At 53.0% G+C, this 18,436-nt stretch carries 15 protein-coding genes; all 15 read right to left on the bottom strand.

Features of this window, described 5'->3' with window-relative positions; all coding sequences use genetic code 11:
• Nucleotides 1-55 precede the first annotated feature (55 nt).
• The 15 genes from IEX98_RS26350 to IEX98_RS26280 all read right to left on the bottom strand — a co-directional run bounded on the left by IEX98_RS26350 (nt 56) and on the right by IEX98_RS26280 (nt 18,376).
• A complete protein-coding gene (locus IEX98_RS26350; RefSeq protein WP_188892668.1) occupies nt 56-1,630 on the bottom strand; it encodes an anthranilate synthase component I family protein in 1,575 nt (524 codons plus the stop codon).
• Nucleotides 1,631-1,784: 154 nt separating this feature from the next.
• Entirely contained in the window at nt 1,785-2,723 is a 939-nt protein-coding gene (gene cysK / locus IEX98_RS26345) for a cysteine synthase A (RefSeq protein WP_188892667.1), read from the bottom strand.
• 213 nt (nt 2,724-2,936) lie between these two features.
• A complete protein-coding gene (locus IEX98_RS26340) occupies nt 2,937-3,905 on the bottom strand; it encodes a peptidylprolyl isomerase (protein WP_188892666.1) in 969 nt (322 codons plus the stop codon).
• 18 nt (nt 3,906-3,923) lie between these two features.
• A complete protein-coding gene (gene hslO / locus IEX98_RS26335; protein WP_188892665.1) occupies nt 3,924-4,823 on the bottom strand; it encodes an Hsp33 family molecular chaperone HslO in 900 nt (299 codons plus the stop codon).
• A 3-nt stretch (nt 4,824-4,826) separates the two neighbouring features.
• Nucleotides 4,827-5,597: a type III pantothenate kinase gene (locus tag IEX98_RS26330; RefSeq protein WP_188892664.1), complete on the bottom strand. Its 771-nt coding sequence runs from the start codon at nt 5,595-5,597 to the stop codon at nt 4,827-4,829.
• Nucleotides 5,594-6,484: a carboxylating nicotinate-nucleotide diphosphorylase gene (nadC, locus tag IEX98_RS26325; RefSeq protein WP_188892663.1), complete on the bottom strand. Its 891-nt coding sequence runs from the start codon at nt 6,482-6,484 to the stop codon at nt 5,594-5,596. The genes IEX98_RS26330 and nadC overlap by 4 nt, the downstream gene beginning before the upstream one ends.
• Nucleotides 6,477-8,093, bottom strand: coding sequence for an L-aspartate oxidase (gene nadB, locus IEX98_RS26320; protein WP_188892662.1), 1,617 nt, complete (start codon nt 8,091-8,093; stop codon nt 6,477-6,479). Before nadB ends, nadC begins: the two co-directional genes overlap by 8 nt.
• Before the next feature lie 41 nt (nt 8,094-8,134).
• The gene (nadA, locus tag IEX98_RS26315; protein ID WP_188892661.1) at nt 8,135-9,073 is read right to left on the bottom strand and encodes a quinolinate synthase NadA; all 939 of its coding nucleotides are present in this window, start codon (nt 9,071-9,073) and stop codon (nt 8,135-8,137) included.
• Between the two features lie 371 nt (nt 9,074-9,444).
• Complete coding sequence (ftsH, locus tag IEX98_RS26310; RefSeq protein WP_188892660.1) at nt 9,445-11,463, bottom strand: ATP-dependent zinc metalloprotease FtsH; 2,019 nt, start codon at nt 11,461-11,463, stop codon at nt 9,445-9,447.
• A gap of 109 nt (nt 11,464-11,572) precedes the next feature.
• Nucleotides 11,573-12,112, bottom strand: coding sequence for a hypoxanthine phosphoribosyltransferase (hpt, locus tag IEX98_RS26305; protein WP_042171291.1), 540 nt, complete (start codon nt 12,110-12,112; stop codon nt 11,573-11,575).
• Between the two features lie 50 nt (nt 12,113-12,162).
• Nucleotides 12,163-13,599, bottom strand: coding sequence for a tRNA lysidine(34) synthetase TilS (gene tilS / locus IEX98_RS26300; RefSeq protein ID WP_188892659.1), 1,437 nt, complete (start codon nt 13,597-13,599; stop codon nt 12,163-12,165).
• Nucleotides 13,600-13,629: 30 nt separating this feature from the next.
• The gene (locus IEX98_RS26295) at nt 13,630-14,589 is read right to left on the bottom strand and encodes a protein kinase domain-containing protein (protein WP_188892658.1); all 960 of its coding nucleotides are present in this window, start codon (nt 14,587-14,589) and stop codon (nt 13,630-13,632) included.
• Complete coding sequence (locus IEX98_RS26290) at nt 14,573-15,298, bottom strand: vWA domain-containing protein (protein ID WP_188892657.1); 726 nt, start codon at nt 15,296-15,298, stop codon at nt 14,573-14,575. The genes IEX98_RS26295 and IEX98_RS26290 overlap by 17 nt, the downstream gene beginning before the upstream one ends.
• Before the next feature lie 248 nt (nt 15,299-15,546).
• Nucleotides 15,547-18,045, bottom strand: coding sequence for a stage II sporulation protein E (gene spoIIE / locus IEX98_RS26285; protein ID WP_229692407.1), 2,499 nt, complete (start codon nt 18,043-18,045; stop codon nt 15,547-15,549).
• A gap of 172 nt (nt 18,046-18,217) precedes the next feature.
• A complete protein-coding gene (locus IEX98_RS26280) occupies nt 18,218-18,376 on the bottom strand; it encodes a hypothetical protein (RefSeq protein ID WP_188892655.1) in 159 nt (52 codons plus the stop codon).
• Nucleotides 18,377-18,436: the final 60 nt, after the last annotated feature.

Raw genomic sequence — 18,436 nt, 5'->3', positions numbered from 1 at the left:
TTATTCCATTCTGCGCCGGACCCCGCGGTCCAGCGTGAGCGCGCCGGGAATGCCCCTAAGCGCGGCTTGTCTGCTCAGCAAACTGCTCGCTGAACTGAACCGCTTTCCACAGTGCCTTCGCTTTACTAAGCGACTCGTAATATTCCCGCTCCGGATCGGAATCAATAACGATTCCCGCTCCGGCCTGAACATGTACGAGGCCGTCCTTCACTGCCATCGTTCTTATAATAATATTAAATTCCATATCGCCATTATAGTCAATCCATCCAAGGGAGCCTGTGTAGGAGCCGCGGCGTGTTGGCTCAAGCTCCTCGATAATTTCCATCGTACGGATTTTCGGCGCGCCGGTGATTGTACCTCCCGGGAATGTAGCGGCGATAACATCATAGGCGTCCTTGCCTTCCGCCAGCTTTCCTTCCACTTGCGACACGAGATGCATGACATGGGAGTAGCGCTCGATCACCATCAGTTCCTCGACATGGACGGACCCGTAGGCGGCGATCCTTCCCAGGTCATTGCGCTCCAGATCGACGAGCATAATGTGCTCTGCCCGCTCTTTCTCATTCGATAACAGTTCATCCGCCAGTATACGGTCTTCTTCCTCCGTTTTGCCCCGGCGGCGTGTGCCCGCTATCGGGCGGGTGGCCAGCAAGCCGTCCCGCTGCTCCACTAACAGCTCCGGCGAAGCGGATACCAGCTGGAAGTCTGGCGTCCGCAGAAAGCCCATATAAGGCGATGGGTTGACGATCCGCAGCCATTCATACAATTCCTCCGGCGAAGCGCTAACCTCACGGCTCTGGCGAAGCGACAAATTCACTTGGAAGACGTCCCCCTGAGCGATGTATTCCCTTATCCGCTCCACAGCCGCCATATAAGCCGCTTTGGAAAAAGGAGAAGTCATCCCTTCCATCGATTCCACATCGATATGGAGGCTTCCATCCTGCGTCCGTCCGAGCCAATCATTGCGCAGCGCAGCAGCGTCAGCGTTGCCGCTCTGCACCTTGTCGTTCCAATAGGCCGACATAGCGTCCGCCTTGGCTGTTGCTGCCTCGTAGACGTCCCGCAGGCGCGCTGTATCGGCGTCCTTCTCTACCTTGGAGTGAACCGCGCAATATAGCGCTTGCTCTTCCTTATCGACGATCCACAGCTCGTCCATTCGCATGAACAAATAGTCGGGCATGCCCAGATCATCGGCGGCGAGCTCCGGCAACCGTTCTATGGAGCGAATAATATCATAGCTCCAGTAGCCGACACAGCCTCCGGTCCATTTCGGCCCTTCGCTCAGCTTCGGCGCCGTGTGACCGCTCATCCAGCGGCGGACAAGCTCCAGCGGCTTTCCTTCCCATTCGCCGTCTGCACCAGCAAGCGGCGGCCTGCTTCCGCCGCCCAGCTCCGTACATACAGCCTTAAGCCCTTTGCCTCGGATGACGCTAGCCGGATGCAAGCCTAGATACGTATACCGGCCGTCTTTACCGCTCTCCAGGACGAAGGCGTGAGGCGAAGCGTCCTGCCAGGCTCTCTCCCATGAATCAACGGCAAGCGTCTCCAGCGGCACCCTCTTCAATAACGGCAGCGTTGTATATTGCCGTTCGGCGTGCCACCCGTTCCATTGCTCCCAAGCGGTGAACATCACCTTTTACCCCCGATCAAGTTGCATATTATGATTTGCTAAGTATACAGAAAGGCAGGGCAAAAGAAAAGACTGACAGACGTTCCTGTGCCAACAAAAAAAAGAGCCCCCCACCCGCAGCAAGCGGCATGGAGGACTCGGCAATCCGTATGGATTAGTTCTCGAAATTGAACAGCGGTGTGGACAGGTAACGTTCGCCGTTGCTTGGAACGATCGCAACAACACGTTTGCCTTTGCCCAGCTCTTTCGCAACTTTCAGAGCTGCATAAATCGCAGCGCCGGAAGAAATGCCGACAAGAATGCCTTCTTCTTTCGCAGCACGACGAGCATATTCGAATGCTTCCTCGTTCTCAACCGTAATAACGCCGTCATAAATTTCACGGTTCAAAATATCAGGAACGAAGTTAGCGCCGATACCTTGGATTTTGTGAGGGCCCGGTTGGCCGCCCGACAAAATTGGCGATGCAGCTGGTTCAACAGCATAGACCTTGATACCTTCGAAGTTTTGCTTCAGCACTTCGCCTGCACCAGAAATAGTGCCGCCCGTACCGATGCCTGCAATGAAAGCATCCAGTTTGCCGTCAAGGGAGTTAATCGCCTCTACGATTTCTGGACCCGTCGTTTCACGGTGGATTTTTACATTGGCTTGGTTTTTGAATTGTTGCGGGATGAAGTAGCTAGGATTTTCTTTCGCCAGCTCTTCCGCTTTGCGTACTGCGCCGTTCATGCCTTCCGATCCAGGCGTCAATACAAGCTCTGCGCCGTAAGCGCGAAGCAGGTTGCGACGCTCGATGCTCATCGTCTCTGGCATAACGAGAATGGCTTTATAACCTTTCGCAGCTGCTACCAGAGCAAGGCCGATACCCGTGTTGCCGCTCGTAGGCTCAACAATCGTGTCGCCCGGCTTCAAAACGCCTTCTTTCTCCGCCACTTCGATCATGCTGATTGCGATCCGGTCTTTCACGCTGGAGCCCGGGTTTTGATATTCAAGCTTTACATAGATTTCCGCGCTATCCTCAGGCACCAAACGATTCAAACGAACAAGCGGAGTATCACCGATAAGTTCAGTAACGCTTTGTACAATTCTAGCCATGATAGAAAAGCCTCCTTATTCCGACTAATTCAGTTGGTTTTTTAACTAATTCCATATTAACAATGCTGGTATTCGTTGTCAATAGCTTTTCTATGTAATTTGCCCTAGGTTAGGAAAACGATTACAGCTATAAGAGCGGCACTTGCTGGAATGTACGCCTCATTTAGAAGACAGATCCCGCTATATGAAAAAAAATGATGCTGGCCAGCCGGATTATTTCCGTTTGACAGCATCATATTTTAACAATAGTTCATCCTCGATATCATGCAGCGGCTTAGCCTTGGATAGCGCAAGCTGCTTGCGCGCCGCGTCCATCAGCCGTTTGCCGGTTAGTCCCTCGGTCTTCTGGCGCTCAACGAGCCGGATAACCGCATACCCGCTCTCCGTTTTAAGGGGACCCGCCATTTCTCCGGTTTGCAGACGGCTTGCCGTATCCAGCAGCTCCGCATCGTAGAACGGATCGTCCGCGTCGATCAAGCCCAGATCCCCGCCTGACTCCGCCGTAAAGTCATCCATGGAATACGTCTTGGCGATCCGCGCAAAGTCCTCGCCATCGGACAGCATATCGAGTACGTCTCCCGCAGCCCTTTCCGTTTCCGTTACGATCCACTGCAAATGCAGCTGAAGCCGGTCGCCAAACAGCTCGGCATGTTCGTCGATGTAGCGATTTACATCTCTATCCGAGAGCTCAACGGACAGCATCGCGATTTGTTCCAACAGCAGCTTGTACTTAACATCCTCTCGGACGTCGTCCTTCTCCATGCCAAGCTGCTCTTTCATAACCCGGTAGTATTCATCTTCGTTCTCATAGCCTTCCATCATGGCAGCCAGCTCCCGGTCTTGCTCCTCCACGGTGACCTTCAACTGCCGCGCGTTGGCTTCGAGGTTCAATGCCTTGCGCACCATCATCGTTCTCAGCACGGTATCGCCATATTGCTTCAGCAGCTGTGCTTCCAGCTCACCGGCCGTTATCGACTCTCCTCCGACGGTTGCCGCCTCGTCCCGCCCGCTTTGTCCGTCGCCTCCGTCGTTGCCGGTATGGGCTTCATTGCCCGTTCCCGGCTCCAGCTCGGAGGGGTCGCTGCCGAAAGGCGACAGCTTGACCACTACGGCAACGCTAAGCACGATCATACAGACCGCCTGCAGAAGAACGACTGTCTTCAATACCCCGAATTTTTTCATTCCCCCACTGCCTCCGTTTTATTGGAGCGGCTCCGGTCTCGCCTGTTCGAGCAGCTTCTCCAGCTGTTCACGATCAAAGGTATACGCCTCGTTGCAAAAGTGGCACACGATTTCCGCTTCTCCGTCATCCTCGATAATTTGTTGCAGCTCATCTTCGCCCAGGCTGACCAGCGTCTGTGCGACACGATCCTTCGAGCACTTGCATTGGAAAACGATATCCATCGTATCATGAATCTGAAGATCATCGCCTACGAGCCAGCGCAAAATTTCTTCCGGCGTTTCGCCTTGATCCAGAAGCGCCGTTACATGCGGCATCGTGCCAACCGCTTGTTCCAGACGCGTAATTTCAGCGTCAGTCAGACCCGGCATCAACTGGACGATGAAGCCCCCAGCATGCAGAACGGTTCCGTCCGCTTCAACCAGCACACCAAGACCAACAGCCGATGGCGTCTGTTCGGATAGCGCGAAGTAGTAAGTGAAGTCCTCAGCAAGCTCCCCAGAGATGAGCGGCACGCTGCCGCGGTACGGGTCCTTCAAGCCAAGATCTTTAATAATATGAAGAAAGCCTTCGCGGCCCACGCCGCCGGCAACATCAATCTTCCCATGTTCATTGCTTGGCAGCAGCACGTCCGGGTTGTCGACATAGCCGCGAACCTCACCGTGTGCGTTGGCGTCGATGACGATTTGACCAATTGGGCCATCGCCTTTAACCTGAACGGTCAGCTTCTCTTCGCCTTTCAGCATCGAGCCCATAATTGCCCCGGCAGTCGCTGCGCGGCCAAGAGCTGCAGTTGCAGTAGGCAGCGTCCCGTGGCGGCGTTGAAGCTCGCTGACCAGCTGCGTCGTACGAACGGCGAAAACGCGGATTTTACCGCCCCATGCCGTGCCCCGTACGAGCACGTCTTTCAATTGTTCCATGCTTTAAACCTCCTGATTCCGTTCATAAATGATACGCAGTCCTTCTAATGTAAGAAGAGGATCAACTTCCTCTATCGTTTCCGATTCCGCGCTGATTAACTCCGCAAGTCCGCCCGTCGCAATGACGCGCGGCGATACCTTGAACTCGCTGCGGATTCGTTTTACTATACCATCTACTTGACCGGCATAACCGAAAATAATGCCAGCCTGCATCGAAGTAATCGGATTACGGCCAATAACGCTCTTCGGCCGTACCAGCTCGATGCGCGGCAGCTTCGCCGCCCGCTGGTACAATGCCTCCGTTGAAATGCTGATGCCCGGCACAATAGCGCCGCCAAGGTAGTTGCTGTCGCCGTCGATATAATCGAAAGTCGTCGCTGTTCCAAAATCAACGATGATGAGCGGTGAGCCGTATTTCTCAATGCCCGCCACCGAATTGACGATACGGTCGGCCCCGACCTCCCGTGGATTCTCATAGCGGATATTCAAGCCGGTCTTAATTCCCGGGCCTACAATCAGCGGCGTTTTACGCAAATATTTCAGACATAGCTGCTCCAATGCCCGCATAAGCGGAGGAACGACGGATGAGATAATAACCCCGTCCATCTGATCCAGCTTCAGACCGGCATAATGAAACAGATTATGAATATTGATGCCATACTCGTCCACCGTAGCAGAACGGTTGGTGCTTAACCGCCAGTGATGCAGCAACTCCTTGCCCTTATAGACGCCAAGCACGATATTCGTGTTGCCTACGTCAATTACGAGAATCATAGTGCCGATCCTCCCTTCTTCGCATTCAGATCCAAGCTGATGTCCAGCGCGTTGAAGGAATAGGTCAGTCCTCCGACCGAAATGACGTCGACGCCGCATGATGCGATGCCATGAATCGTATCGAGCCGGACGTTGCCGGAAGCCTCGACGATGACCCGAGGGGAATGGCTCTTGATGCGGGCAACCGCTTCCTTCATTAGAGAAGGACTCATATTGTCGAGCATGATAATATCGGCACCGCAGGCGAGCGCTTCTTCAACCTGCTCCATCGACTCTGTCTCCACTTCGATCTTCATCGTGTGCGGGATGCTCGCTCTAGACGCTTCAACAGCCTCGCGAATGCCGCCAGCCCCTTTAATATGATTATCCTTGATCATAACTGCATCATACAAGCCAAAGCGGTGATTGGAACCCCCGCCGACACGAACTGCATATTTCTCCAGCAGCCGATGGCCTGGCGTCGTTTTCCGCGTATCCACCAGCCGGACAGGCAGCCCCTCAAGAGCAGCAACAAAGGCATTCGTCTTAGTTGCGATGCCAGATAAACGCTGCATGAGATTAAGAGCAAGACGCTCGCCTGTAAGCAGGCTATGCGTGCTGCCCTCGACGACTGCGATAACCGTCCCTTTTTCCACGTAATCGCCATCCGATACTTTTGCCTCAAAAACGAGACTTGGATCGACGACCTCGAACACAAGCTGAGCTACGGGAAGACCGGCGATGATGCCGCTCTCCTTGACGTGAATGACCGCTTTCGACTGCGATCCTGCCGGAATTGTCGTCGCCGTTGTCACATCACCGCTGCCAACATCCTCAGCGAGCCAGCCGTTTATTTGATTTTTCAACGTTTGCCGATAGCCGAAGCCGTTGAAATTCGTCTCAAGCATGAACAATTCGCTCCTCTGTCATTCCATGTAGGCGGTGCAAGACGGTATGCTTGCGCCATACTTCGTCGTTACGCTCCGGAAAGTCTTCACGGGCATGTGCGCCGCGGCTTTCCTCACGCTGAAGCGCCGCTTCTGTCGTCAGCAAGGCGCAAGTGAGCAAGTTGGCGAATTCGAATTCTTCACTTTTCGTCAACACCGATTGGAAGATCGGCAGCTGCCGCTTCAACTCTTCCAGTCCGCGCTCCAAGCCTTTCGCATCCCGCCGCAGTCCAACGTATCTCACCATAATCTTTTGCAGCTTCAGCCGCTTCTCAACTACAGCCTGCATCGGCGCGTCCACGCGCAGCTCCTCCGGCTGAATCGACGGCTTCGTCTCCAGCTTCGGAAGCTTATTAATCGTATCGACAATACGCTTGCCGAATACAATCGCCTCCGACAGCGAATTGCTCGCCAACCGGTTGGCGCCATGAACGCCTGTGGATGATACTTCTCCGCAAGCAAACAATCTGCCAATATTGGTTTCCCCGTTCAGGTCGGTTTTGACTCCTCCCATCATATAATGGGCGGCAGGAGCCACCGGAATCCAGTCGGTCGTAAGATCAAGCCCGTACTTCAGGCAGAATTCATAGATATTCGGAAAACGATGTGTAATCATTTCCGCAGACTCATGCGTCACGTCGAGATAAACGAAGGTCGACTTGGTCTCCTCCATCTCGGAGACGATCGCCCGCGCTACCACGTCGCGAGGGGCGAGCTCCAGCTGCGGGTGATAGCGCTCCATGAAGCGCTCGCCTCTGATGTTGCGAAGCACAGCGCCTTCGCCGCGAACTGCCTCCGAGATGAGGAAACGGGGCGCACCTGGATAGCATAGCGAAGTCGGGTGGAATTGAATGAATTCCACGTCCTGAATGTAAGCCCCTGCACGGTAGGCCATTGCAATGCCGTCGCCAGTGGCAACTTCCGGGTTCGTCGTATACCGGTATAGCTGGCCTGCACCGCCGGAGCATAGAACCGTTGCTTTCCCGCGAACGTACAAACGCTGGCCGTCCGGCTTCTGTACGAGAACGCCGCAGCATTCGCCTTCCTCTGTAATCAGATCGATAACGAAATGATCATCCCATACTTCAATCTGCGGGTCGGCCACCGCTTTCTCCGAAAGAGCGCGAACGATTTCATAACCTGTCGCGTCGCCGTTGGCATGCAGAATACGGCGCTGACTGTGCGCCCCTTCCTTCGTAAGGGCGAACTCCCCGTTCTCCAGATCAAACTGTGTACCCATCTTAATAAGACGGTTCACGCCATTTGGCCCTTCATGGACGAGCACGTTAACAGCATCGTCAGCGCAAAGTCCTGCGCCAGCGATAAGCGTATCCTGGCGATGATACTCCGGTGAGTCATCCTCCGAAATAACGGCAGCGATTCCGCCTTGGGCATACCGGGTGTTGCTGTCGAGCAGCGACTTCTTCGTAATCATCAGCACGGAATTGCCGCTGGCGCTAGCGCGCAGTGCGGTAAAAAGACCGGCAATGCCGGCCCCGATTACGATAACGTCTTTATCGATAACTGGCAGTTGGTCCAGTTGAACATCTACTAAGTATCTAGGAATCATAACGTTGGCCCCTCCAGGCATAGGAGTAGCGCATGCTCCTCCTATTTCACGAGTAACATGCGCTCCAGGGAAAGACGAGCTTGATCGGCTACATGCGGCGGAACATAAATTTGAGGCTGCATCGTCTCGAGACATTTAACCAGCTTCTTCAAATTGTTCACTTTCATGTTCGGGCAAACCAGATATTTCGATGCAAAATGGAAAGATTTATCCGGGCTGTCCAGACGAAGCTGGTATCCCGTGCCGTCTTCCGTTCCCACGATAAATTCCTTGCAATCGGACTCTTTGCAGTATTTAATAATGGCCGTCGTGCTGCCGACGAAATCGCCGAGTGCAACAACCTCTGGGCGGCATTCCGGGTGAACGACGAATTGTGCGTTCGGATATTTCGCTTTCATTTCCTCAACGTCTTTCACCGTCAGCATGTCATGGGTATTGCAATAGCCTTCCCAAATGATCATCTTTTTGTCGGTGTTTTGCTGCACGTAGTGTCCCAGGTTTTTGTCGGGTACCCAAATAACCTCGTCGCCTTCAACCGAATTAACAACATTGAGCGCATTGGCCGAAGTACAGCAAATATCGGTCTCCGCTTTAATTTCTGCCGAAGAGTTAATGTACGTAACGACAGTCGCGTTCGGATGCTGTGCTTTCAGCTTACGCAAACCATCCACGTTAACCATATCGGCCATCGGGCAGCCCGCACGTTCATCCGGTATAATAACCGTTTTATTAGGAGCCAGTATCTTTGCGCTCTCGCCCATAAAATGAACACCGCAAAAAACGATGACATCAGCATCTGTCTGAGCCGCTTTCTGAGCCAGCAGGAAGGAGTCCCCGCGGAAATCGGCTACCTCTTGTATTTCATCCCGTTGATAATAGTGAGCAAGAATAATCGCATTTCGTTCTTTCTTCAGCTGCAATAGCCGTTCCCGCAGCTCGCGGTTTTGTTCCGCTTTGCGTTCCAGCGCCAATGCTTCCACAGTTGATCCTCTCCTCTTATGAGGGATGGGCGGTGAGTCCCATTCCGAGTTATGGCCGACCGACTTTGTGAATTGATGCACAAACATTGTCGAGTCAAGAGCCTGATGATTAGAATGTTTACAATAATACATTTGTTAAGGTTTAATTTACTCCAGGCAGAAGGCGCTGTCAATGCGTGAATCGCCAAACTTCCGTCACAATTTATATTTTTTATTTCCACCAGCGCTATCGGCCTCGAAATCACGTTATTGCCCGTCTTAATATAAGTAAAGCTATCGATTATCGTTTAAAACTGTTATATTTTCAATCAACTCACTGAACGATAAAGAAAAGCCCGCGAGGCACATGCCTTGCGGGCTTTTCTAATTCATTAAGACTTATTTGGTTCTCCGTCGCCTTCAGACGGTTTTTCCTCATCCAGCGCAGGAGGCGTAATATCGCCAGCTTCGCGGGTTTGGATCCGTACTTTGACGCCGCCAATCGTATCGACAATCGGTTCGGATGCTGTTTCTCCATCGGCGCTGCCGCCTTCGGAAGAAGATGAGCCATCGCCCGTAAGCGATCCCGTCTCGATCAGGTTTTTGATTTGTTCCAACTCCAGCGTCTCTTCGTTGAGCAAGGTTTGTGCAATGATATGCACCTCTTTGCTCTTCTCGGTCAAGAGGTTTTTCGCAATGGTGTAGCATTCATTCACCATACGCTGCATCTCTTGGTCGATCTCGTAAGCGATCGCATCGGAGTAGTTCTGCTCATGCCCCAGATCCCGTCCAAGGAACACTTGGCCTTGGGTTTGGCCGAACTGCATTGGACCAAGCTTGTCGCTCATACCGTACTCCATAATCATGCTGCGGATAATGCTCGTAGCCTGTTTGAAGTCGCTGTATGCGCCAGTACCAATCTCGCCAATGAACAATTCCTCGGCAACGCGTCCGCCCAGCAAGCCAGTAACGCGGTCGAGCAATTCCTGCTTCGTCACCAGCATCCGGTCTTCCTTAGGAAGCATAATGACATAACCGCCGGCTTTGCCGCGAGGAATGATCGTAACCTTGTGTACTTGGTCGGCATGCTCCAGGAAGTAGCCGATAATCGTATGGCCAGCTTCGTGGTAAGCGACAATTCGTTTCTCGCGTTCACTGATGACGCGGCTTTTCTTCTCCGTGCCGACAATAACACGGTCGATCGCCTCGTCAACCTCACGCATCGCGATGTCTTTCTTATTGCGGCGGGCTGCAAGCAGCGCCGCTTCGTTCAACAGGTTCTCCAGATCAGCACCAGTGAAGCCTGTCGTACGTTTCGCGATAATGTCCAGCTTGACATCTTTATCAAGCGGCTTGTTGCGGGCATGAACCTTCAGCACCGCTTCGCGTCCTTTCACATCCGGACGGTCAACCGTAATTTGACGGTCAAAGCGTCCAGGACGGAGCAACGCAGGGTCGAGGATGTCCGGACGGTTCGTTGCTGCAACGATAATGATGCCTTCGTTCGCGCCGAAACCATCCATCTCAACGAGCAATTGGTTGAGCGTCTGCTCGCGTTCGTCATGTCCGCCGCCGAGTCCGGCGCCGCGCTGACGGCCAACTGCGTCAATCTCATCGATAAAGATGATACATGGAGCATTTTTCTTCGCATTCTCGAACAAATCGCGGACGCGGGATGCGCCTACGCCGACGAACATCTCAACGAAGTCCGAACCCGAGATGCTGAAGAATGGTACGCCTGCTTCACCTGCAACTGCACGGGCGAGCAACGTTTTACCGGTACCTGGAGGGCCCACAAGCAAGACGCCTTTTGGTATGCGTGCACCAACCAAATTAAACTTACGAGGATCTTTCAAGAAATCGACGACTTCGACAAGCTCTTGCTTCTCTTCATCGGCACCTGCAACATCCTCGAACGTAATCTTCTTCTTCTCCTCGTTGTACAGCCGCGCCCGGCTTTTGCCAAAGTTCATTACTTTGCCGCCGCCGCCTTGCGCCTGATTCATAAGGAAGAAGAACAATACGAAAATGATGACGAATGGAATAATGGACGTCAGGAGCGTAAGCCATACGCTTGGCGTATCCATTTTCCTGTAATCCAATTCGAAACTATTCTGCTTCTCTGCGTCAATGATCTCTTTCCCAGCATCCAAGCCGATTCTTGTCGTAAACGAAAGCTCTTCGCTTTTCGCGCCGACAGGCGGTTTTTTATATTTACCAGCTACAAAATAAGTATACCCCTCATACTTGACGGTGAGCTTCTCGATGTTGTTCTCGCTGATGGCGGTACGAAGCTCATCGTATCGTATTCCAACGGTAGTGTCATTCTGCTTACTGATAAACTGGATAATCCCGACAGTTACCAAAAAGATGATCAAATAAAATGCAGTATTACGCATGATCCGATTCATCCCCTACCTCCTCTCAAGACGCTTCTAATATTTTACCATAGCATGACTTTCCATCTCAATAGAGCTTCAATCGGAGGAAAGCTTGCCCCTGAAACGCTTATTAGAACTGCTATTTCTGATATACTTCCGGCTTGAGTATGCCGATAAACGGCAGGTTCCGGTATTGCTCCGCATAGTCGAGGCCATATCCGACGACAAATTCATCTGGCAAAGAGAAGCCGGTGTAGTCCGCCTCCAAGTCAACCGCGCGTCTAGCCGGCTTGTCGAACAGCGTAGCGACAGTAACCGATTTGGCATTGCGGCGTTCGAGCACATCGATTAAATAGCTGAGCGTCAGCCCGCTATCGATAATATCCTCAACGATCAGAACGTCCCGTCCTTCGACCGAAGCGTCCAAATCCTTAATGATCTTTACGACGCCCGATGATTTCGTGGATTGCCCGTAGCTGGACACGGCCATGAAATCAATCTCAAGCGGAATAGACATTTTCTTCACCAGGTCGGACATAAAAACGAATGCGCCTTTGAGGACGCAAATAACGAGCGGATTCCGCCCGCCAAAATCCCGGCTCAATGTCTCGCCAAGCTCTTTGACCTTGGCCTGAATCTGCCCCTCGTCGTACAATACCTCTTGAATATCGTTAAGCAAAATAAATATCCCCCTACACTTCCTTATATTTATGAGTATAACAGCGTTTCTTATTCGTTTTCCAATCGGATGAACAGCAACTCCGTCGTCGCCTCGTCAACCAGCGCATGACCGGACCTTCGAATGCCCGGAATCCAGAGCAGCCTGCCCTCCGCATCATACAGAAGCGGATACTTCTCCCTTATGGATGGAGCAATCTTTTCGTCAACGAACATATCTTGCACTTTTTTGGAGCCGTTTAATCCTAATACGGAAATTCGGTCTCCAGGACGCCTATTGCGTACCACCAACGGAAAAACAACCTTCTCCACATCGAAGCAGGCTTCGTTTCGACCCTTGGCTTTCGCATGACCGCCTAACCCTTCACGCCAGGCAACAAGCGTCAGCCCGCCTTCCGACACTTGCCAGCTTTCAGCAGACGGGTCAAGCTCATGCGCGTAATCGCCGTTTTTTTCCGTTTGCCCGGAAGCAAAGCTTGCGGTGCGGATCCAGCGCAAAACGTCATACTCGCGCATGCATCGTATTCCGGCTCCGGCATCGAAGCGCCAGGTGCTCGGAGCATCGGTTCGGGCGGCGAGCCTCATCGCTTCGATGTGCTCAAACGCGGCCGAAACCGTATTATTAGAAAGATAATTTAATATTAGTTTAATCAATCTCCTTTGTAAAGCGACGGGGAGACTGGTCAAATCGCTGCCGCGAACCTTGCATTCGCCGGGGGAGGACGTTACAAGTTTCGCAAACCGCTCTTCCGCCTGCTGTTCCATCCATTCATCCTCGGCTCCCGCTACATCAGCGAGCCTCCGAAGCGAAGGGGACAACTGCGGATTAAACTGCGTTAAGTACGGAAGGACATCAAGCCGAATGACATTCCGGAAATAGTATCGCTCATTATTGCTGCTATCCACGCAATAAGGCACCTCATGCTCGGAACAATATTTCATAAGGTCTGACTTGTTCATACGAAGCAAGGGGCGAATGAGTTGCACGTTTTTTTCACGGCGCTTCACAGCCATGCCCGACAAACCCGTCAGACCCGTCCCGCGCAGCAGCCGCATCATGACCGTCTCCGCTTGATCGTCGCCATGATGGGCCAGCGCAATAGCTGCAGCTCCGCGCCGCTCTGCCGTTTCTACCAGATAAGCATAACGCCTTTCCCGCGAAGCGGCCGAAGGGTTCATTCCCGTCTCTTCTATATATGCGGGCATATCAAGCTCCGTCATCTCGAAGGCAAGCCCTAATTTCGCTGCATACTGCTCCACCAGCTCCGCCTCCGCTGCCGACTCCGTCTTGCGGAACCCATGATTCACATGAGCGACGGTAATCGTCAGATCTTGCTCGTCCGCCAGCTGACTAAGCAGATGGAGCAGCGCCATGGAGTCCGGCCCTCCCGACACGGCGGCGATCAGGGCGTCTCCCTTCGCCCACAAGCCCTCCTGCTCAGCCGTGCTTCGCACTTGCTGCAGCAGCCGATCTTCTCCGCTACCCATTCCGTTATGTATCTCTCCTTTAAATAAGTGTTACAGCCCGCCTCTAAGCAGCCAATAGACGGAAACGCCCAACAGCACGGCCGAGACGGCAGCCAATCCCTTCAGCCAGCCGGGTGTATCGGAACGCCGCCTTAATTGGCGCCGATGCATCAATAGCCGCCAAGCCTCTGCACCTTCGGCGGCATCCCAGAAATCACCGGTCAATGCCCGGTGCAGCCATTCGGACACAGGCTTCAGCGTCTCGTTCTCTTTGGAAAGCTGCAGCAGCTCTTCAATCGACCGGTTCTGCGGCAGCCCTGTCGTTAATTGCTGCAGCCGCTTCGGTTCGAGCAGCTGCAAGCAAAGAACGCCGAACGAGAACAGGTCGTATTTCGCGTCTGCCGAACGTGAACCCGCATTCCAATAGCCCCGGTCGTAAATTTCGGTGAATTGCCGGATGCCTCTGCCAGATGCAGTAGCCCCGCCGTAATCGACCAATTCCACGTAGCCATAATCGGCCACCAGCACATTCTCCACTTTCAAATCGCCGAACACCCAGCCCTTGGAATGAAGCGCAGCCAGTTTGTTCAACAAATTCAGCCCAACGAGCGGAAACCATTCCTTGCCGTTCTGCGACAAATACTCCGAGAGCGTCACACCTCTGACATATCTCATTATATAGAAAGAATATTCGCGGCCATCCGAGCCGTAAAGATCGTCGACATCGATCAGAAACGGTTCTCCGCTTGCGCCGCCGGGCAATGCGTCCTGACGGCTCCGGCCGCCAGACTTCTCCTGCTTCGCCAGCGCCTGCAGCACATTGATCTCGGATTGCAGATCCACCGCATCCGCGCCGACTTTCATCGCATACCAGCTGCGGTCCCGCTGAACCAAATAAACTTTGCCGTTCGCCCCTTCTCCCAGCAGGCGCTCGACCTGGTAACGGTTCCGCTTCCACTTGCCCGTCACCGTCATCCCGCGACGGAGGTTGATCTTAAACGACGTAGTCACTCATCATCCCATCCGTTTCATCTCTGCTCTTTCTACCATAATCCCCGCGTCTGTAAAAATCAACAACATGCATGATCGCCGGCCCCGTCGGCGTCGTTCCATTCATCTGCAGCTTCGGAAACAAGGACGAAATGCCAGACAAATTATCTGTCCAATCCAAATCCATCATACAGTCGTCTCCATACTTGGAGCTTGGAAAATGGAATACGGCAATCTCGCTTCCGCCCTGTCTAGCCTGCAGGCTCAGCATCAAATCATGGATCGCTTCCTCTACCGCCCGCAGCTTCGGCTTCATGCTTGCACTGGCATCAATCAGCAGCGCCACCTGCAGCTTCGTCGTCTCGCCAAGCTCATCGATCACGCGTACCACTTCACTCCGCTTATCTGGCGGCAGCGCCTCGATCGAGCCATTGCCCAGCACGTTCTTCAGCTCTTTCTGAACGGCTAGCTGAATGGACTGCACCGCCGTCTTGCGCGTAATCATCTGTACCGTCTGCGAGAGCTGCCTCGTATTGACAAGACGGCTCAGGCCACCGCCCGCTCTAGCAATTTCCTCGATTTCCGCTGCGCCGAGCTCTCCGACATCCCCATAATCAAGAACGCCAACGATATTGATGGCAATGCCTTCCGCTTTGGCATGCGCCGCCGCTACCACTGGACTAACGCCGACATTGGAGCAGCCATCGGTAATCAACAAAATTTGTTTCATTTTTGTTCAGCCTCCTAACAATCGTTTCTATCAGTTTTGCCTTATGTTTAGGAGGATAAACGAATAGATTCGTAAAAATTATGTACAACCTGCAAGGAGAACGGTATTTCTCCGCTCTCTCTTATCTTCGGATTCTATGGAACCTTCTATGATACATGACTGCCAAGCAGGCAAAAAAAAGCTCTTCCGGCATCCCGCGCGCCCCTCGCGCAACATGCCGAAAGAGTTGTCTCCTTGCCAGCATCCGTCTAGCTCACCGTGCGAGGGCGCTCCAGACGGGTCAAGCCCGGCCAACGGAACGACGCCCACTCCGGCAGATGCTTATCTACCCGGGCGACCAGCACCGTCATGTCGTCCGCAATGTCGCCCTCATGATGCCGGACGACAGTCTCCAGCAGCGAATCCGCCATCTCTTGGGGGTCGCTAGTCTTCAATTCCATGATCATTCGCTTCATCCACATCTCTTTGTTGACTGCATGGCCCGGAGCATCATAGATGCCATCGCTCATCATAATGAGCGCATCGCCAGGCTGCAGTTGCATCGAGATCATATCGACATCGATTTCCTGTAAAATGCCGATTGGCAAATTGTTGGCCGTCACCAGAATGACCTCATTCCCCCGTTTAATAAAGCTTGGCGTCGAGCCAATCTTCATGAACATCGTCTTTGCCGTATAAAGATCGATAATAGCTAAATCAACTGTTGCAAATACCTCGTCAGAGGAGCGAAGCAGCAGAATGGAATTGACGGATTTGACCGCCAGTTGCTCGTCCATTCCAGATTGCAAGAGTTGCTGCAGAATCGACAGCGCTGCGCTGCTTTCCTCGCGGGCACGCTCTCCGTTGCCCATGCCGTCGCTAATCGCCACCGCGAACTTGCCATTGCCCAGCTCCAGCATGCTGAAGCTGTCGCCTGACAGCAAATCGCCGCCTTTCGCCGCGCCTGCAATGCCCGTCTCAATCTCGTACTCCTTAGCTGAGCCGAATATGACGAGCGTCGGCTCGCCGCTTTTACCGGAAGCACGCTCCGATTTGACCGCTACGTGCTCGCCTAAAATATCAGAGAGCAGCGGCGCGATGATTTTACGGCACTCATCATAGCCTTGAGAGAAGTGATGATAAAGCTCAATCTCGATATTTCCCTCCTCCAAATTAATCACTTCGATTTCCTGAATCGATAGTCCCAGCCCCTCCAATGCTTCCCGGATTTGCTCCTCCTGCAAGTGAAGCGTTTGACCCTCCCGCTTAATCTCACCGGCCAAATCCTCCATGACTTTCGATACACCTGACAACTGCTCCGCTACAAGTTGACGGGAATCGAATATTTGCTTCTTCCAATGCATATTATTTTTATAAAGCTCGTACTGCTGCTCCATCACTCCAATGACTTGAGCAGGCTTGACGCAGTGGTTCGTCCATTGACGAGGCATCGACTTGGCGGAAGGGGTCCTTCCTTCCTCCACACTCGTAATCATGTCCGTCATCATTTGATGCGTATGATAAAACTTCGTCTCCCAGCAGGCGTTCTGACGATGGCAGTTCAGACAGCTTCGCTCGGCTACGGCATTCATGAAATGGCCAAGCTCTTCCTCCCGCTTCATGGCGGAAGAAGCGCCGCTGAATTGCCCGAAGCTGCGGGAAAGCTGTCGGAACACCTCCGAATATTGCGACACACGCTCCGCTGTCACCTCCCGAACCCGCTTCGCATAGTCGTGCTGGGATTTGGCATGCTCGTTCGTGCCCGGCACATAGCGGGCAATCGTCCGAATCATCACCTTCGGCGTCAGCATGAGCAGAATTGCAGCAGCAGCTGATTCCCAAGTGGAGGACATCACGTCAGACTGGCTGCCTACATAGACGGCTAGTATCGAGGTGCCGAGCAGCATCCCGAAGGCGACCGCCATCTTCCCGCCATCCCGCAGCAGACCGGCAAGAAGGCCAGCGAAGGCGAGCAGACTCATCTGCACAATGGCCGTCAGATCGGCCAAGCTTAAGATTAAGCCGGCGACGACACCAACTGAGGCTCCGAGTGGTGCGCCTCCTGCCAGAGCGAACAGCAGCAGCATATAGCGCGACATCACATGCTCGACAGACATACCGTAGACGACCCAGCCTACCGCGCCAGTCATGACCGAAGCAAGCATAATCATCAGGCATATGATTTCTTCATTTTTCAATGTGGCTGTCTTCTTGGACATTGTCAGCACCGGAATCGCCTGGATGAAAACAAGCGTCAGTACGAAACCAAGCGCAGCTTCCACGACGACCATCATAAAGTTGTACCAGCTCAAGGAATCCCCAATGAATACGGAGAACAGCTGAACGATAAGCATAGCGGCGAATACGAGCAGCGGTGCCGACGACAGCTCTGCTTTCTCATAAGCTTCAAGTCCTTTGAACATAAGGAACAGTACAGCGATTTCCATCGCGATCCACATCGGAGAAGGAACAGCCGCAAACCAGCTCCCGGCAATTAGCGATACCGCTACCCACGCATGTACATCTCTGCGCATGAAATAAATAACGGCGAAATAAGCGGCGGCAAACGGCATCAGCGACTCTAGAATAACAGCTCGTCCAAGCAGAAAGCCGACCAGCACCAGCAGAAACGTCCACTTCTTGGCCAGCAGCAATTGAACGAACCGAAGCGCCAATGCCCATTCCCCGCCTTTGCGCAACCACGTCTGTCCCCAACCCGCCTTCTTGTTCTCTCCACCCGGAAATACCACTACGTTCTCCTTGTTCACTTCCCGACACCACCATTCCGACTTTATTGTGTTTCTCATTATAGGAGGTTGTCCGTATGAAGTTTGTCAGTTTAACGTAGTCTGTCCAAAAGTTTTTTCCGACAAAATGGTCTACCCGCGCAGCGCTTGTCGCCTGTGTGGAAACGCTTGCCCCGCGCGGAGTTAAGCAGTCTTACCTGCCTATCGGCCTCTGGCCTGCTTCAACAAAAACCGTCGATGGCGCCTCTTTTTCATTGGCGAATGATGACTTCACGCTGTCGGTAATGACGAAGTTGCGCAGAAAATTTTTCCAAATCATCCATTCTCGCAGCTCTAATTCTGCCAAACTCATACCGCAACGTCCTTGAAGACAGTAAAAAAGCAGAACCACACGGGTTCTGCTTTCCAAAGA

The organism is Paenibacillus radicis (ex Gao et al. 2016), from assembly GCF_014641555.1.
In the GTDB taxonomy this organism is placed as follows: domain Bacteria; phylum Bacillota; class Bacilli; order Paenibacillales; family Paenibacillaceae; genus Pristimantibacillus; species Pristimantibacillus radicis.
Note: the sequence above shows the minus strand (reverse complement) of the source record. Positions and strands in the feature narration are given on the sequence as shown.

Excerpts from the sequence above, each read along its gene's own strand:
- hslO (WP_188892665.1), bottom strand. The coding sequence starts at position 4,823 with ATGGAACAATTGAAAGACGTGCTCGTACGGGGCACGGCATGGGGCGGT.
- IEX98_RS26340 (WP_188892666.1), bottom strand. The coding sequence starts at position 3,905 with ATGAAAAAATTCGGGGTATTGAAGACAGTCGTTCTTCTGCAGGCGGTC.
- IEX98_RS26350 (WP_188892668.1), bottom strand. The coding sequence starts at position 1,630 with ATGTTCACCGCTTGGGAGCAATGGAACGGGTGGCACGCCGAACGGCAA.
- IEX98_RS26280 (WP_188892655.1), bottom strand. The coding sequence starts at position 18,376 with ATGAGTTTGGCAGAATTAGAGCTGCGAGAATGGATGATTTGGAAAAAT.
- nadC (WP_188892663.1), bottom strand. The coding sequence starts at position 6,484 with ATGCTTGAGACGAATTTCAACGGCTTCGGCTATCGGCAAACGTTGAAA.
- tilS (WP_188892659.1), bottom strand. The coding sequence starts at position 13,599 with ATGGGTAGCGGAGAAGATCGGCTGCTGCAGCAAGTGCGAAGCACGGCT.
- IEX98_RS26290 (WP_188892657.1), bottom strand. The coding sequence starts at position 15,298 with ATGAAACAAATTTTGTTGATTACCGATGGCTGCTCCAATGTCGGCGTT.
- nadB (WP_188892662.1), bottom strand. The coding sequence starts at position 8,093 with ATGATTCCTAGATACTTAGTAGATGTTCAACTGGACCAACTGCCAGTT.
- ftsH (WP_188892660.1), bottom strand. The coding sequence starts at position 11,463 with ATGAATCGGATCATGCGTAATACTGCATTTTATTTGATCATCTTTTTG.
- IEX98_RS26330 (WP_188892664.1), bottom strand. The coding sequence starts at position 5,597 with ATGATTCTCGTAATTGACGTAGGCAACACGAATATCGTGCTTGGCGTC.
- cysK (WP_188892667.1), bottom strand. The coding sequence starts at position 2,723 with ATGGCTAGAATTGTACAAAGCGTTACTGAACTTATCGGTGATACTCCG.